The 14,292-nt window shown below is 62.9% G+C and carries 16 protein-coding genes and 1 riboswitch; of the genes, 2 read left to right on the top strand and 14 right to left on the bottom strand.

Annotation, left to right across the window (positions count from 1 at the left end):
- Positions 1–95: 95 nt before the first annotated feature.
- From M0808_RS25910 to cobO, 14 genes are all read right to left on the bottom strand, one after another.
- Positions 96–653 (bottom strand): redoxin domain-containing protein, encoded by a 558-nt coding sequence (locus M0808_RS25910; RefSeq protein WP_096797413.1) that lies wholly within the window; start codon positions 651–653, stop codon positions 96–98.
- 55 nt (positions 654–708) lie between these two features.
- A complete protein-coding gene (locus tag M0808_RS28530; protein ID WP_256214479.1) occupies positions 709–834 on the bottom strand; it encodes a hypothetical protein in 126 nt (41 codons plus the stop codon).
- A complete protein-coding gene (locus tag M0808_RS25905; RefSeq protein WP_096797412.1) occupies positions 831–2,039 on the bottom strand; it encodes an MFS transporter in 1,209 nt (402 codons plus the stop codon). Before M0808_RS25905 ends, M0808_RS28530 begins: the two co-directional genes overlap by 4 nt.
- Positions 2,040–2,092: 53 nt before the next feature.
- Complete coding sequence (locus M0808_RS25900) at positions 2,093–2,497, bottom strand: MarR family transcriptional regulator (RefSeq protein WP_007950413.1); 405 nt, start codon at positions 2,495–2,497, stop codon at positions 2,093–2,095.
- Positions 2,498–2,697: 200 nt separating this feature from the next.
- The gene (locus tag M0808_RS25895; RefSeq protein ID WP_247842946.1) at positions 2,698–3,429 is read right to left on the bottom strand and encodes an adenosylcobinamide-GDP ribazoletransferase; all 732 of its coding nucleotides are present in this window, start codon (positions 3,427–3,429) and stop codon (positions 2,698–2,700) included.
- Between the two features lies 1 nt (position 3,430).
- Positions 3,431–4,006 (bottom strand): alpha-ribazole phosphatase family protein, encoded by a 576-nt coding sequence (gene cobC, locus M0808_RS25890; protein WP_247842944.1) that lies wholly within the window; start codon positions 4,004–4,006, stop codon positions 3,431–3,433.
- On the bottom strand, positions 4,003–5,058 hold the full coding sequence (cobT, locus tag M0808_RS25885; protein WP_247842942.1) for a nicotinate-nucleotide--dimethylbenzimidazole phosphoribosyltransferase: 1,056 nt from the start codon (positions 5,056–5,058) through the stop codon (positions 4,003–4,005). The genes cobC and cobT overlap by 4 nt, the downstream gene beginning before the upstream one ends.
- Positions 5,055–5,576, bottom strand: a complete 522-nt coding sequence (gene cobU, locus M0808_RS25880) for a bifunctional adenosylcobinamide kinase/adenosylcobinamide-phosphate guanylyltransferase (protein WP_247842940.1) — start codon at positions 5,574–5,576, stop codon at positions 5,055–5,057. Before cobU ends, cobT begins: the two co-directional genes overlap by 4 nt.
- Positions 5,577–5,803: 227 nt before the next feature.
- On the bottom strand, positions 5,804–7,255 hold the full coding sequence (locus tag M0808_RS25875) for a cobyric acid synthase (RefSeq protein WP_247842938.1): 1,452 nt from the start codon (positions 7,253–7,255) through the stop codon (positions 5,804–5,806).
- The gene (cobD, locus tag M0808_RS25870) at positions 7,252–8,244 is read right to left on the bottom strand and encodes a threonine-phosphate decarboxylase CobD (protein ID WP_098967885.1); all 993 of its coding nucleotides are present in this window, start codon (positions 8,242–8,244) and stop codon (positions 7,252–7,254) included. The genes M0808_RS25875 and cobD overlap by 4 nt, the downstream gene beginning before the upstream one ends.
- Positions 8,237–9,145 carry an adenosylcobinamide-phosphate synthase CbiB gene (cbiB, locus tag M0808_RS25865; protein WP_247842936.1) on the bottom strand — a complete coding sequence of 303 codons (909 nt, stop codon included), beginning with the start codon at positions 9,143–9,145 and terminating at the stop codon, positions 8,237–8,239. Before cbiB ends, cobD begins: the two co-directional genes overlap by 8 nt.
- Positions 9,142–9,792: a 5,6-dimethylbenzimidazole synthase gene (bluB, locus tag M0808_RS25860; protein ID WP_247842928.1), complete on the bottom strand. Its 651-nt coding sequence runs from the start codon at positions 9,790–9,792 to the stop codon at positions 9,142–9,144. The genes cbiB and bluB overlap by 4 nt, the downstream gene beginning before the upstream one ends.
- Positions 9,789–11,171: a cobyrinate a,c-diamide synthase gene (locus M0808_RS25855; protein WP_247842920.1), complete on the bottom strand. Its 1,383-nt coding sequence runs from the start codon at positions 11,169–11,171 to the stop codon at positions 9,789–9,791. Before M0808_RS25855 ends, bluB begins: the two co-directional genes overlap by 4 nt.
- Positions 11,168–11,779, bottom strand: a complete 612-nt coding sequence (gene cobO / locus M0808_RS25850) for a cob(I)yrinic acid a,c-diamide adenosyltransferase (RefSeq protein WP_041074346.1) — start codon at positions 11,777–11,779, stop codon at positions 11,168–11,170. Before cobO ends, M0808_RS25855 begins: the two co-directional genes overlap by 4 nt.
- 80 nt (positions 11,780–11,859) lie before the next feature.
- A riboswitch (cobalamin riboswitch) is annotated at positions 11,860–12,091 on the bottom strand.
- A 163-nt stretch (positions 12,092–12,254) separates the two neighbouring features.
- Here cobO and M0808_RS25845 point away from each other — a divergent pair.
- Both M0808_RS25845 and M0808_RS25840 read left to right on the top strand, forming a co-directional pair.
- Entirely contained in the window at positions 12,255–12,839 is a 585-nt protein-coding gene (locus M0808_RS25845; protein ID WP_027614056.1) for a hypothetical protein, read from the top strand.
- Positions 12,840–12,905: 66 nt separating this feature from the next.
- Complete coding sequence (locus M0808_RS25840; RefSeq protein WP_135295248.1) at positions 12,906–14,219, top strand: sorbosone dehydrogenase family protein; 1,314 nt, start codon at positions 12,906–12,908, stop codon at positions 14,217–14,219.
- The last annotated feature ends 73 nt before the right edge of the window (positions 14,220–14,292 follow it).

Genomic DNA, 14,292 nt, shown 5'->3' with positions numbered 1-14,292 from the left:
GGGCTTGCTCGCGAATGCGGTCTGACATCCAGAACAAGTGATGAATGATCCGCAGCCCTCGCGAGCAAGCCCGCTCCCACAAAAAGCGTGTGTTATCAGTTGAGAGGTTTTGAGGCGATGGCCTTTTCAACCGCCGCAATAAACTCCGGATCATCCGGTTTGGTCAGACTGGAGAAATTGGCAATCACTTTGCCCTGTCGATCAATCACATACTTGTAGAAATTCCACTTCGGCGCGCTGCTCTGCTCGGCCAGCACCTTGAACAAGTGAGTAGCATCGTCGCCACGGACTTTCTGCGGCTCGGTCATGGTGAACGTCACGCCGTAGTTGGCGTAGCAGACCTTGGCGGTTTCGGCGCTGTCCTTGGACTCCTGCTTGAAGTCATTGGACGGCACGCCGAGCATTTCCAGGCCTTGCGCCTTGTAATGCTGATTGAGCGCTTCGAGGCCCTCGAACTGCGGGGCAAAGCCGCAGAAACTGGCGGTATTGACCACCACCAGCGGCTTGCCGGCGTAGCGCTGGCACAGATCGACGGATTCCTTGGCGCGCAACTTGGGCAACGAACCTTGCAGCGCCTCCGGACAGTCAGCGGCCTGGGCCAGTCCGGTCAACGCCATCAGCAACGCGGGTACAGCACACCAGCGCATGAGCATGTCAGGGCATCCTTTGAGCAGTCATCAGACTCCCGACGTTACTCGCCATCCAAGCCTACAAGCAAGCGCCCAGGCCCAACTGCATTAACGCCAGGCCGCCCTGATGCCAGCCCCACCACACCAGCGCCAGCAACAGCGCGCCGAGTGCGGTGAAGGCGATTTGAGGCCAGGAGCGTTTCATACGGCGCCGACAGCCGGCTGCAGTCGTGCCACCGGACGCTCGCGCACCGGCCAGTTCAGCGCGGCCGCCAGCAGGCTCAAAAGAATCGCCACTTGCCAGATCAAGTCATAACTCCCGGTACGGTCATACACCACCCCACCCAGCCAGCCGCCCAGGAACGAACCGAGCTGATGAAAGAGGAACACGATACCGCCGAGCATGGACAGGTTACGCACGCCAAACAAGGTCGCCACCGTGCCGTTGGTCAATGGCACCGTCGACAGCCAGAGGAAGCCCATGGCCATGCCGAACAGGTACGCCGAGGTCGTCGTCACCGGCAGCCACAGGAACAGCACGATCACCACCGCGCGCAGCAGGTACAACGCCGTCAGCAGACGCGGCTTGGACATGCGCCCGCCGAGCCAGCCGGCGGTGTAAGTGCCGAAGATATTGAACAGCCCGATCAGCGCCAGCACCGTGGTCCCAACCGTGGCCGGCAGATGCTGATCAACCAGATAGGCCGGCAAATGCACGCCAATGAATACCACCTGAAAACCGCAGACGAAAAAGCCGAACGCCAACAACCAGAAACCCGAATGCGAGCAGGCTTCGCGCAGCGCTTCGGACAAGCTCTGCTCATGACCGAGTACCGGCAGCGGCTTGTCCTTGAGCATGCTCACCAACGGCACAATCATCGCCACCAGCAAACCGAGTACCAAAAGCGCCGCCGACCAGCCGAGCCAGCCGATCAAACCCAGCGTGCCCGGCAACATCGCAAACTGGCCGAACGAACCGGCAGCACTGGCGATGCCCATGCCCATGCTGCGTTTTTCCGGCGGCACCGCACGACCGACCACGCCGAGAATCACCGAGAACGACGTACCGGACAGACCGATACCGATCAACAGACCGGCACTCAGCGACAGGGTCAGTGCCGAATCGGACAGCCCCATGCACACCAGGCCCGCGGCATACAGCACGCCGCCGACCAGCACCACTTTCGCCGCCCCGAAACGGTCAGCCAGCGCGCCAGTGAACGGCTGCGCCAGACCCCAGATCAGGTTCTGCAAGGCGATGGCGAAGGCAAACACTTCGCGCCCCCAGCCGAACTGCGCACTCATCGGCGACAGGAACAGACCGAAGCCGTGCCGCACGCCCAATGACAACGCCAGAATCAGCGCACTTCCCAGCAACACCCAACCGCACGTACGCCACATCGATGTCATTGTTATTCTCCGTTCGCGGGTATATACCCGCTTAAATCCGGAAAAACCGGCCCTCAGGCCAGTTCATCCAACAGTCGCAGCAAGGTTTCACGCTTCTCGGCGCCCAGGCGATCGATCAATCGCTGTTGCGCCGCTTCCCAGGCCGGCAGCGCCGCCGCGAGGCGTTGTGCACCGGTTTCGGTGAGCCGGACGATGCGGTTACGCATGTCCTCGCCCTCGGCCAGCGCCACCAGGCCCTCGCCTTCGAGCACCCGCAGATTGCGCCCCAGGGTGCTGCGATCCAGCCCCATGGCTTCGGCCAGTTCCGAGATGCTCGGTTGATCCAGACGCTGCAGGTTGCACAGCAAAGAATACTGGGCAACGTTGATCCCGAAGCCGTCGAGAGCGCCGTCGTAATGCCTGCTGACGCCACGAGCGGCGCGACGCAGGTTGGTGCACAAACACTGAGAAGGAAGCATGATGCGTGTATATACCCGCGACTGTGTTAAATCAAGTTACACATGAGTTTATCAATGAAGTTTGTGGTGTCTGACACACCGCCTTCGCTGGCAAGCCAGCTCCCACAGTTTTTGCAAGTGCTCAACAAATCTGCAAACGCCCTCAATACCTGTGGGAGCGGGCTTGCTCGCGAAGAGGCCGACACGGTTATAGAGAAATCTCAGGCCAACGCCAACCCCACCAACACCACCATCTCCAGCAATTCCAGCAACGCCCCCGCCGTATCGCCCGTAGTCCCGCCCAACCGCCGCACCATCACCCGCCGCAGCCAGACAAACCCGACCAACGCGACAACCAGCGCAACAATCGCTTTCACCCCGGCAATCAGCAAGCAGGCCAGCGCACTCGCCCCTAGAACCCACCAACCGGCCCGGCGCGGCAAATGATCAGCCAACGCCTGCCCCAACCCACCCGCGCGCACATACGGCGTGGTCAGAAACAGCCCCAGCAGCGCCGCCCGCCCCAGCAACGGCACGATGATCAACATCAGCGCATGCCCTTGCTCGATCAACGCCAGCAACGCGCAGAACTTCAGCAGCAACACCAACACCAGAGCCACCACCGCGATCGGCCCGCTGCGCGGATCCTTCATGATCGTCAGCGTTCGCTCGCGATCACCGAAACCACCGAGCCAGGCATCGGCGCTGTCGGCCAGTCCGTCGAGGTGCAGCGCGCCGCTGAGCAGCACCCACACCGTCAGCAACAGCGCCGCATGCAGCAACAACGGCGCGCCGGCCAACGCCAGGTTGAATGCCCAGAGAATCCCCCCGAACAGCAACCCCACCAGCGGATAAAACAACAGCGAACGCCCGAGCTGTTGCGGCTCAGGCATACCCGGCAGACGAATCGGCAAGCTGCTGAGAAATTGCAGGGCGATCCACAGTGGCAGCATCTCAGTAACCTTCCTTGAGCACGCCATCGGCTTCGACGCTGAGCGCGAACAGCGCAGCATGCGCGACTTCGACATTGAGCAACTGCTCACGCGGCAAACCTCGCGCCTGCGCCAGCAACAGACGCATCACGCCGCCATGACTGATCAACAAAACGCGTTCACCGGCATTGGCCTGATGCAACCGCGCAACCGCGCCCAGCACGCGAGCCGCAAAATCGCTGACCGGCTCACCCTGCGGCGGGGTGAAGGCATAGGGATCAGCCCAGAACAGCCCCAGCGCTTCGGCATCAGTCTCCATCAACGCCGCTGCGCTCTGGCCTTCCCAGGCACCGAAGTGCAGTTCCTGCAGATCCTTGTCCAACTGCACCGGCAGATTCAGTTGCTCGCCCAGCTCTGCGGCAAACCGCGCGCAACGCTGCAGCGGCGAACTGATCAGCCGGTCCCACGGCCCGCCCACCAGCACCGCGGCACGCATCTGTGCCCAGCCCTTTTCGGTGAGCGCATCATCGAGACTGCCGCGCAAACCGCCGCCCAGCTCAGTCTCACCGTGGCGCAGCAGGTCCAGACGCAAGGTCATGCCGGACGATCCGCCACCGCTGCTTCGGCGAACGTCGCCATCTGCCCGTGAAGGTCACAGGCCAGACGCAACAGCGGCACGGCCAATGCCGCCCCGCTGCCCTCGCCCAGACGCAAACCGAGCTCCAGCAACGGTTCGGCGTTAAGTGTTTCCAGCACATGGCGATGGCCCGGCTCGGCCCCACGATGACCGAACAGCAGCCACTCGCGGCAGGCCGGATTCAACCGCACCGCGACCAACGCGGCGACCGTGCAGATAAAGCCGTCGACCAGCACCGCGACGCCTTGCTGCGCACAGGCCAGGTACGCGCCGACCAGTGCGGCGATTTCAAACCCGCCGAGGTTGAACAGGGTTTGCAGCGCATCGCCGCGCTGTGCTGCGTGCAGCGCCAGTGCGCGCTCGATCACTTGCGCTTTATGGCTGACGCCCTCGGCATTCAACCCGGTACCGGGACCGGTCAGGTGCACCACCGGGCAATCGAGCAAGGCACACGCCAGCGCACTGGCGGCAGTGGTGTTGCCGATGCCCATTTCGCCACCGATGAACAACTCTGTACCAACGGCTTTGGCGCGCAGCACGCTGTCACGACCGGCCTGCAAGGCAAGTTCGCCCTGTGCCTGGGTCATCGCCGCGCCCTTGGCGAAATTCGCCGTGCCAGGGCCGATGTTCAGATGACGCACGCCCGGCAGATTCAACGTCGGTGTCACGGTGCCCAGATCGACCACTTCCAGCTGTGCATCGAGCTGCCGCGCCAGCACGCTGATCGCCGCGCCGCCGCTGACGAAGTTGAGCAACATCTGCCCAGTGACTTCCTGCGGGAATGCCGAAACGCCTTCCGCGACCACCCCGTGATCACCAGCGAAAATCGCGATCCAGACTTGCTTAAGGGTCGGCTTGATCTGTCCCTGCAATCCGGCCAGTTGCACCGCCACGCTTTCGAGGCGACCGAGGGAGCCGGCCGGTTTGGTCAGTTGCAGTTGGCGCGCCGCCGCCTGTTCAACGATCTCGGCATTCACGGATTGGCACGGGTTCAACCACCACGCTTGAGTCATAACGCAGGTCCTTTCAGGGTCAGGGGCAGGCCGGCGACGGTCAGGACGACTCGCTGACAACGCTCGGCCAGAGCTTGATGCAGCCAACCGGCTTCATCGACGTAGCGGCGAGTCAATTCGCCCAGCGGCACGACACCCATTCCGGTCTCGTTGCTGACAAAAATGATTTCCCCCGGCAATGACGCCAGGCAGTCCAGCAGGGCTTCACGCTCGGCGGCGAGACGCGCGGCGTCATCGAGCATCAGCAGATTGGTCAGCCACAGGGTCAGGCAATCCACCAGCAGGCAACGCTCGGCACTGGCGTTTTCACGCAGGACGCGGGCCAGTTGCAGCGGCTCTTCGATCAACGCCCATTCGGCCGGACGCCGGGCGCGGTGATGGGTGACGCGGGCGTTCATTTCGCCGTCCAGCGGCTGGCTGGTGGCGATGTAAGTGACCGCCAGATGGCTGTCGCTGGCGAGTTTTTCCGCCAGGCGACTTTTGCCGGAGCGGGCGCCGCCGAGGATCAGTTGGAGCATGGGGACATCCTGAAAATTATGTGTTGAGGCAATCGCCCTCTTCGCGGGCAAGCCCGCTCCCACAGTGACCGCAGTGGCTGAAACACCTCACTCCCCTGTGGAGGATGGAGATGTCCTGTCATTTATGTATTGAGGCACCGGCCCCTTCGCGAGCAAGCCCGCTCCCACATGGGAATGCGTTCCAAAGTGGGAGCGAGCCTGCTCGCGAAGAGGCCGTAACAGCCAGCCTAAATCCCGCAGAGCTGACGCAGTAGCCCGGTATCCAGATGCTGCTCCACCAGATCCGCCAGCCGCTCTATATCGCGCTCGCGCAGGCCGTGGTAATCCACCTCCTGCACATCGCTCAACCCGGCCCAGCGCAGCAACGCGGCACTGGCTTGCGGTGATTCAAACAAGCCGTGCAGATAAGTGCCGAACACCTGCCCGTCCAGACTCTGCGCGCCGTCGCAACGACCGTCATCCAGATGCACCGCCGCGTTCTCCAGCGCCGGCCCCAGCGTCACGCCCGCATGGATTTCATAGCCACTGACCTCGGCGTTTTCCAGCGCCAGATGCCCGCGTACATTGCGCAACTGCTTCTCGGCTTCCAGCGTGGTTTCGAACGCCAGCAAACCGAGGCCGGCACTGGAACCCGGCGCGCCTTCGAGGCCCAGCGGATCGTGCACTTGCTCGCCGAGCATTTGCAGACCGCCGCAGATCCCCAGCAACTTGCCGCCATAGCGCAAGTGCCGATTGATCGCCGTGTCCCAGCCATTGGCGCGCAGATACGCGAGGTCGCTGCGCACGCTTTTCGAGCCAGGCAGGATGATCAGGTCGGCGGCAGGGATCGCCTGCCCCGGGCCGATGAATTGCAGGTCCACTTGCGGATGCAACCGCAGCGGATCGAAATCGGTGTGGTTGCTGATGCGCGGCAGCACCGGCACCACCACTTTCAGCACTTGCTCGGCCTTGTCGGTCTGGCGCTGGTCGATGCCGTCCTCAGCCTCCAGATGCAGGTCCATCACATACGGCAGCACGCCGACCACCGGTTTGCCGGTGCGCTGTTCCAGCCAGTCGAGTCCGGGTTGCAGCAAGGCGATGTCACCGCGAAAACGATTGATGATGAAACCTTTGACCCGTGCCTGTTCGCTCGGCGAAAGCAACTCCAGCGTGCCGACCAGATGCGCAAAAACGCCGCCGCGATTGATGTCGGCGATCAGCAGCACCGGGCAATCCACCGCTTCAGCAAAGCCCATGTTGGCGATGTCACCGGCACGCAGATTGATCTCGGCCGGCGAGCCAGCACCTTCGACCATCACCAGCGGATACGCCGCGCTCAGCCGCTCGTGCGACGCGAGCACCGCTTGCATGGCGATGGCTTTGTAGTCGTGATACGCCACCGCGTTCATGCTGGTGACCGCACGGCCATGGATGATTACCTGCGCGCCGGTGTCGCTGTTGGGCTTGAGCAACACCGGGTTCATGTCGGTGTGCGGTTCGAGATGCGCGGCTTGCGCCTGCACCGCTTGAGCCCGGCCGATCTCGCCGCCGTCGGCGGTCACCGCGCTGTTGAGCGCCATGTTCTGCGGTTTGAACGGCACCACCGCCACGCCCTGACGGGTGGCCCAGCGGCACAGCGCCGTCACCAGCGTGCTTTTACCGGCGTCGGACGTGGTGCCTTGCACCATCAGCGTGGTCATTTCGATTCCTTGGCAAAGGCTTGCAGCGCCTGTTCGAGACGCGCTTCTTCAGCGGCGTTGGCAGGCAGGCCAAAACGCAGGCTGCTGTTATGGGTGAAGATGCGCAGGAGGATGCCGCGTCGGGCCATGAACTCGTGCAGCGCAGGCGCGTGCTCGGTGATCAGCCACTGAAACAACGCGCAACCGCCCTGAGGTTTGAAGCCATAGCGCTCCAGCAACAACGCGAGGCGCTCACTGGCTTCATCGCTGCGAATGCGTTGCCGGGTGTGCGCTTCGGTGTCTTGCAGGCAAGCCTGACCGAGCACCCGCGTCGGCCCGCTGACCGCCCAGGGCCCGACCTGTTCCGCGAGTAATCTGAGCAGTTTGCGCTCGGCCAGCACAAAGCCCAGACGCACCCCCGCCAGACCGAAAAACTTGCCGAACGAGCGCAACACGATCAGGCCAACTTGATGGGTATGCGACGCCAGACTCAGCTGCGGTGTGTTATCCATGAACGCTTCATCGACCACCAGCCAGCCGCCACGCTGGGCCAGCCGAGCGTGCCAGTCGAGCAGCCGCGCCGGGGTCAGGCTCAGACCCGTGGGGTTGTTCGGATTGACCACCACCAGCACGTCGAGGCTGTCGAGAAAGAACTCGACTTCCTGCTCCAGCACTTCGCGCACGATGTAACCACTGCGACGCCAGGCTTCGGCGTGCTCGGCATAACACGGCGACAACACACCGACCTTGCCGGCGCGGCGCAAACGCGGCAGCAATTGGATCGCCATCTGCGAACCGGCCACCGGCAGCACCTGCGAAGCGCCGTAGTAATCACACGCGGCCTGTTCCAGCCCGTCGTCGGTTTCCGGCAAGCGTGCCCAGGCGCGCAGCGGAATCTCCGGCACCGCAAACGGCCACGGCGCGAGGCCGCTGGATAAGTCGAGCCAGTCGGCCTCGGCAATCCCGTAATCGAGTGCAGCCTTGCGCAGCCGGCCACCGTGCTCAAGCATAGAATTCAGCCCCCACGCAGAGAATCAGCAGCCATAACCATACCCCGCGCTGGACCAATTGCCAGCCGCGATCAATCGAATCGGCATCCGCCGGCGCACCTTCGCCCAGTTGCGGACGCTCATGCAGTTCGCCGTGATAGATCGCCGGCCCGCCCAGTTCGACATTCAACGCACCGGCACCGGCCGCCATCACCGGACCGGCATTCGGGCTGTCCCATTGCGGGCCCTGGCTGCGCCAGCATTTCCAGGCGAGCCGGGTGTTGCCCAGCAGCGCGTAGGTCAGCGCCACCAGCCGGGCCGGAATATAGTTGAGCACGTCGTCGATTTTTGCCGCGCACCAGCCGAAGCGTTCGAAGCGTTCGTTGCGATAGCCCCACATAGCGTCGAGCGTATTGCTCAGGCGATAGAGCACCACGCCCGGCGCGCCGGCCACGACAAACCAGAACAGCGCGGCGAACACCGCGTCACTGCCGTTCTCCAGTACCGACTCGGTGGCCGCGCGCGCAACAGCGATGCTGTCCAGTTCGCTGGTCTGGCGGCTGACCAGATAGCCGACACGCTTGCGCGCTTCTTCCAGATCATCGGCGCGCAAGGCGGCGGCTACCGGCGCGACATGCTCACCGAGGCTGCGCATGCCGAGGGCGCAATACAGCGCCAGAATCTCGACGATCCAGCCCACGTACGGTGCCCAGGAAAACGCGGTGGCAAGCAAGGTCAGCGGCAGCACCGCGATCACCCACGCGGTGACCCCGTGACTGCGCCAGCCGCGCCCGCCCGCATTGAAACGGCGCTCGATGCGTCCGGCAAAATTGCCGAACGCCACCAGCGGATGCCAGCGTTTCGGTTCACCCAGCAGCGCATCCAGCGCGACCGCGGCGATACTCAACAACGCCACACTCATTGACTCACTCCCCAATAATTTTCGTACAGCAACTCATTGAGCGGCCGCGCCTGCGCCCACCCTTCGAGTACCAGCATCGGCGCCGGATAGAATGCCTTGACCGGGCCCAGGCACAATACCGCCAACGGCTTGGCCCCGGCCGGCAGTTGCAGCAGATCGGCCAGTGCCTGCGGTTCGAACAGCGACACCCAGCCCATGCCCAGTCCTTCGGCACGGGATGCCAGCCACAGGTTCTGAATCGCGCAGGACAGCGAGGCCATGTCCATTTCCGGCAGCGTACGACGGCCGAAAATATGTTTTTCGCGATCGTCCATCAGCGCTGCGACCAACACTTCGGCGCAGTCGTTGATGCCTTCGACCTTGAGCTTCATGAACTCGTCACTGCGCTCGCCGAGGGCTTCGGCGGTGCGGATGCGTTCTTCTTCGACGAGGTTCTGGATCTGCCCACGCAAGGCGCGGTCGCTGATGCGGATGAAGCGCCATGGCTGCATCAGACCGACGCTGGGCGCCTGATGCGCGGCTTCGAGTAGACGGCGCAGCAGCTCCGGTTCGACCGTGCCGCCGGTGAAGTGGCGCATGTCGCGGCGTTCGGCGATGGCTTTATAGATCGCTGTGCGCTCGGCCTCAGTGAATGCGTTGTCGGTCATGGCCTCTTCGCGAGCAAGCCCGCTCCCACAGGGGTTAGGTGATCCAATGTGGGAGCGAGCTTGCTCGCGAAGGCGGCCTCAAGATCTGGCACAAACAGTGCCGCGATAGCCGCAGGATTCGACGGAAAGTAAAAATGCACGTACGACGCCGTCATCCGCCCTTCCCGATAAACCGCCTCGGCCCCACGCCCGCCGTTGGGGCTGATGCCCCGGGCAATCGGCGTCAGTTCGGTGCTGGTCAGGGAATGGTGATAGGTATGCCCACGCAGCGAGCCCTCTGGCAGATCCACCGCTTGCAGTGCCAGTGCCGCCAGACGCTTTTGCATCACCGCCTCACCGCGCAGCAGCCCGACCAGTTCGGCGCGGGTGCCGTCAACGTCGGTCAACGCGTCGAGCAGATAGAGCATGCCGCCACATTCGGCGAGCAGCGGTTTGCCAGCGGCGTGGTGCACACGGATCGCGTCGAGCATCGCGGTGTTTTGCGCCAGCGCGACATGGTGCAATTCCGGGTAACCACCGGGCAGATACAGACTGTCGGTCTCGGGCAATTGCGTATCGCGGATCGGCGAGAAGAAACTCAACTCGGCGCCCATCGCCCGTAGCAGGTCGAGACTGGCGCCATAAGTGAACGCAAAGGCTTCATCGCGAGCGACAGCGATGCGCACGCCGTCGAGCAGCGGTTCAGCGCTGATCATTTCAGGCGCGGCGAATTCCACGGCCGGTGGCAGCGCTACCTCGCAACTGCTGGCCAAGGCTTCGGCGGCGGCGTCGAGACGCAGATCGAGGTCATTCAGTTCACTGGCCTGCACCAGGCCGAGATGGCGGCTCGGCAACTCGATCCCGGTTTCCCGGGACAGCGCGCCGTACCAGCGCAAACCTTCGGTGAGGCTGCCTTCGAGCAATTGCGCATGACGCAAAGTGCCGACACGGTTGGCCAGCACGCCGGCAAAAGGCAAATCCGGCTGGTAACGCGCCAGCCCCAACGCCAATGCGCCGAAGGTCTGGGCCATGGCGGTGCCGTCGATCACGCCGAGTACCGGCACGCCGAAATGCCGCGCCAGATCGGCGCTGGACGGCGTGCCGTCGAACAGGCCCATCACGCCTTCGATCAGGATCAGATCGGCTTCGGCGGCGGCTTCCCATAACAGACGGCGGCTTTCCTGCTCGCCGACCATCCACATGTCCAGTTGATACACTGGCGCACCGCTGGCGCGCTCGAGAATCATCGGGTCGAGGAAGTCCGGGCCGCACTTGAACACGCGCACCTTGCGCCCCTGATTGCGGTGCAAGCGCGCGAGCGCGGCGGTGACGGTGGTCTTGCCCTGACCGGAGGCCGGCGCGGCGATCAGTACCGCCGGGCAGTGACGTGGTTGATTCAAAGTTCGACGCCTTTCTGCGCTTTGATGCCGGCCTGGAAGGCGTGTTTGAGCATGCCCATTTCGGTAACGGTATCGCCCATCTCGATCATTTCCGGCTTGGCCGCACGACCGGTGACGATTACGTGTTGCATCGGCGGACGCGCCTGCAAGTCGCTGAGCACTCGATCCAGATCGAGGTAGCCGTGCTTGAGGGCGATGTTCAGTTCGTCCAGCACCACCAGGCCGATCGACGGATCACGCAGCAGCTCGCGGGAAACGGCCCACGCGGCTTCGGCGGCAGCGATGTCGCGCTGGCGATCCTGGGTTTCCCAGGTGAAGCCCTCGCCCATCACGTGAAAGCGCACTTGCTCGGGGAAACGGCGGAAGAACAGTTCTTCGCCTGTGCTGTTGCGGCCCTTGATGAACTGCACCACGCCGCACTGCATGCCGTGGCCCATGGCGCGGGCGAGCATGCCGAACGCCGAGCTGCTTTTGCCTTTGCCATTGCCGGTCAGCACCAGCACCAGACCGCATTCGTCAGGCGAATTAGCGATGCGTTCGTCGATCACGGCTTTTTTGCGCTGCATACGCGCCAGATGGCGTTCGTCGCGCTCGGGGGAATCGGTCATGGGGGAGCTCTCCGTTGAGGCTGGATAACGGCGGGCAGGCACAAGAATAGACGGCAAAAAGCCTGGCATCGCCCACCGTGATGCCGCTGGATGGATCAGGCCGGTCTCCGGGCTCATGAGCGGCGAATCGCCTGACTGCGCGCCTTCCCGCGTCTGTCGACACAGTGGCTCAAGGCGCAGCTTTTACTCATTTACCGTTGCGGGGGCAGCGCCGGGATCGTGATCGTGCTTCGCCTGAAGACAACCCTCACCGGCTTCCCTGTTTCACTCTGTCGACATGCGTCACAGAGCACCTGAAACAAGCCGCGAAGGTTAGAGGGTTGGGGGTGGAGCGTCAATTAAAGAGGGGGCCGTCGGGCGAATAACTGCCGTCGATCAATTATCTGACGCCAATCTTGTGCCACACTGAGACAAGTGATATCAAAGAGCCATGCTTTTGATTGAAAAGCACATCACAACAATAAGGATGATGACGATGCAAGGCATGATCATCAGCAACCCGCGCCTGGAATTCCTGCGCCCGATGCTTGAACGCTGGTTTGACTGTATCGACCGCTACAACGCCATTCGCGGCGACAACGACACCCCTTACTGGCATGACGAGAAAGCCAATCTCGGCTTGCTCTCCGCGGCAGCCTGGATGGCCGAGCTGGTGACCCTTTGTGATACCTCGACCCGAAAGCAGAACGAGGATGGCGAGCGCAATGCCCGCGCCGATCTGTTCATCGCCGGCGCCGAAGACCGCGCCTACCTTCAGGCCACCCAGCGCTGGCCACGGGTCAACAATCTCAACCTGACCCAGGCTCTGCTGGACATCACCAGCGATGCCAAACGCATCAGTTTTGCCAGCGACCTCAAGCTCGGCTGCCTGTTCGTCGCCCCGCAAAAGGCCCAGCACAGCGCCAGTCCCGAAGAACTGCAGGACATGGTCGACGACCTGCAAAAGGAACACTGCTGCGCCGTGGCCTGGTATTTCCCCTACGCCTACCGCAAGTTGCGCAGCGAAGCGGGCAATTATCATCCGGGCATCGCCGTGCTGTTCAAAGAGGCCCGAGGTTGAGCGGTTGAACCATCGGGTGCGCGCACTCCTCTATGATTAGGCATGCATTCATAGGGAAGATCAGTAATGCGCAAAACCCAACTCGCTCTCGTCATCGCCCTCGCCGGAGGGCTCGCCGCCTGCGGTGAATCCTCCAGCCTGCAAGTTTCTGACGGCACCGGTCCGTCACCGAAGCTGCCTGAACCAAACAAAACCCTGATCCCGACGGTGAACATCGCCCCGGCGGTCGGCTGGCCTGCAGGCGGTAAACCGACCGCCGTAGCCGGTACGCAAGTCGCAGCATTCGCCGAAGGCCTCGATCATCCGCGCTGGCTCTACGTGCTGCCCAACGGTGACGTGCTGGTGGCGGAAACCAACGCTCCGCCCAAGCCTGACGACAGCAGCGGCATTCGTGGCTGGGTGATGAAGAAAGTCATGGGCAAGGCCGGCGCTGGTGTGCCGAGCCCGAACCGCATCACCCTGTTGCGCGACGCCGACCACGACGGCGTGGCCGAGACCCGCACGGTGTTTCTGCAAAATCTCAATTCGCCGTTTGGCATGACCCTGGTCGGTAACGACTTGTACGTCGCCGACACCGATCGGCTGCTGCGCTTCCACTACGAATCCGGCGCGACCGAGATCAAGACCCAGCCGATCAAAGTCACCGATCTGCCGGGCGGCACGCTGAACCATCACTGGACCAAAAACGTCATCGCCAGCAAGGACGGCAGCAAGCTGTACGTCACTGTCGGCTCGAATAGCAACGTCGGCGAGAATGGTCTGGATAAAGAGGAAGGTCGCGCAGCGATCTGGGAAGTGGATCGCGCCACCGGCAATCACCGGATCTTCGCCTCGGGCATCCGCAACCCCAACGGCCTCGCGTGGGAACCGACCACGGGTGCGCTGTGGACAGCGGTCAATGAGCGTGACGAGATCGGCAGCGACCTGGTGCCGGATTACATCACCTCGGTCAAGGACGGCGGCTTCTACGGCTGGCCATTCAGCTATTACGGTCAGCACGTGGATGTGCGGGTGAAGCCGCAAAATCTGGATCTGGTGGCCAAAGCTATCGCCCCGGACTACGCCGTCGGCCCGCACACTGCCTCGCTGGGCCTGACTTTCGCCGAGGGCAACAGCCTGCCGGCGCAGTTCAAGGAAGGCGCGTTCATCGGTCAACACGGCTCGTGGAACCGCAAACCGCACAGTGGTTATAAAGTGATTTTCGTACCGTTCGCGGCCGGCAAGCCGAATGGAGCACCGGTGGATGTGCTGACCGGTTTCCTCGACAAGGACGAGAACGCTTTGGGTCGCCCGGTAGGCGTGGTGATCGACCAGCAAGGTGGTTTGCTGGTGGCGGATGATGTGGGGAACAAGGTTTGGCGGGTGTCGGCCGCTAAATAAATCAGGGCCCGACACATAACAAATGTGGGAGCGGGCTTGCTCGCGAAAGCGTCAGGTCATTCAACATCATGGG

The sequence above is a fragment of the Pseudomonas sp. MWU12-3103b genome (assembly GCF_023100615.1).
Lineage (GTDB): Bacteria > Pseudomonadota > Gammaproteobacteria > Pseudomonadales > Pseudomonadaceae > Aquipseudomonas > Aquipseudomonas putida_A.
Note: the sequence above shows the minus strand (reverse complement) of the source record. Positions and strands in the feature narration are given on the sequence as shown.

Excerpts from the sequence above, each read along its gene's own strand:
- M0808_RS25910 (WP_096797413.1), bottom strand. The coding sequence starts at position 653 with ATGCTCATGCGCTGGTGTGCTGTACCCGCGTTGCTGATGGCGTTGACC.
- M0808_RS28530 (WP_256214479.1), bottom strand. The coding sequence starts at position 834 with ATGAAACGCTCCTGGCCTCAAATCGCCTTCACCGCACTCGGCGCGCTG.
- M0808_RS25905 (WP_096797412.1), bottom strand. The coding sequence starts at position 2,039 with ATGACATCGATGTGGCGTACGTGCGGTTGGGTGTTGCTGGGAAGTGCG.
- M0808_RS25900 (WP_007950413.1), bottom strand. The coding sequence starts at position 2,497 with ATGCTTCCTTCTCAGTGTTTGTGCACCAACCTGCGTCGCGCCGCTCGT.
- M0808_RS25895 (WP_247842946.1), bottom strand. The coding sequence starts at position 3,429 with ATGCTGCCACTGTGGATCGCCCTGCAATTTCTCAGCAGCTTGCCGATT.
- cobC (WP_247842944.1), bottom strand. The coding sequence starts at position 4,006 with ATGACCTTGCGTCTGGACCTGCTGCGCCACGGTGAGACTGAGCTGGGC.
- cobT (WP_247842942.1), bottom strand. The coding sequence starts at position 5,058 with ATGACTCAAGCGTGGTGGTTGAACCCGTGCCAATCCGTGAATGCCGAG.
- cobU (WP_247842940.1), bottom strand. The coding sequence starts at position 5,576 with ATGCTCCAACTGATCCTCGGCGGCGCCCGCTCCGGCAAAAGTCGCCTG.
- M0808_RS25875 (WP_247842938.1), bottom strand. The coding sequence starts at position 7,255 with ATGACCACGCTGATGGTGCAAGGCACCACGTCCGACGCCGGTAAAAGC.
- cobD (WP_098967885.1), bottom strand. The coding sequence starts at position 8,244 with ATGCTTGAGCACGGTGGCCGGCTGCGCAAGGCTGCACTCGATTACGGG.
- cbiB (WP_247842936.1), bottom strand. The coding sequence starts at position 9,145 with ATGAGTGTGGCGTTGTTGAGTATCGCCGCGGTCGCGCTGGATGCGCTG.
- bluB (WP_247842928.1), bottom strand. The coding sequence starts at position 9,792 with ATGACCGACAACGCATTCACTGAGGCCGAGCGCACAGCGATCTATAAA.
- cobO (WP_041074346.1), bottom strand. The coding sequence starts at position 11,779 with ATGACCGATTCCCCCGAGCGCGACGAACGCCATCTGGCGCGTATGCAG.
- M0808_RS25845 (WP_027614056.1), top strand. The coding sequence starts at position 12,255 with ATGCAAGGCATGATCATCAGCAACCCGCGCCTGGAATTCCTGCGCCCG.
- M0808_RS25840 (WP_135295248.1), top strand. The coding sequence starts at position 12,906 with ATGCGCAAAACCCAACTCGCTCTCGTCATCGCCCTCGCCGGAGGGCTC.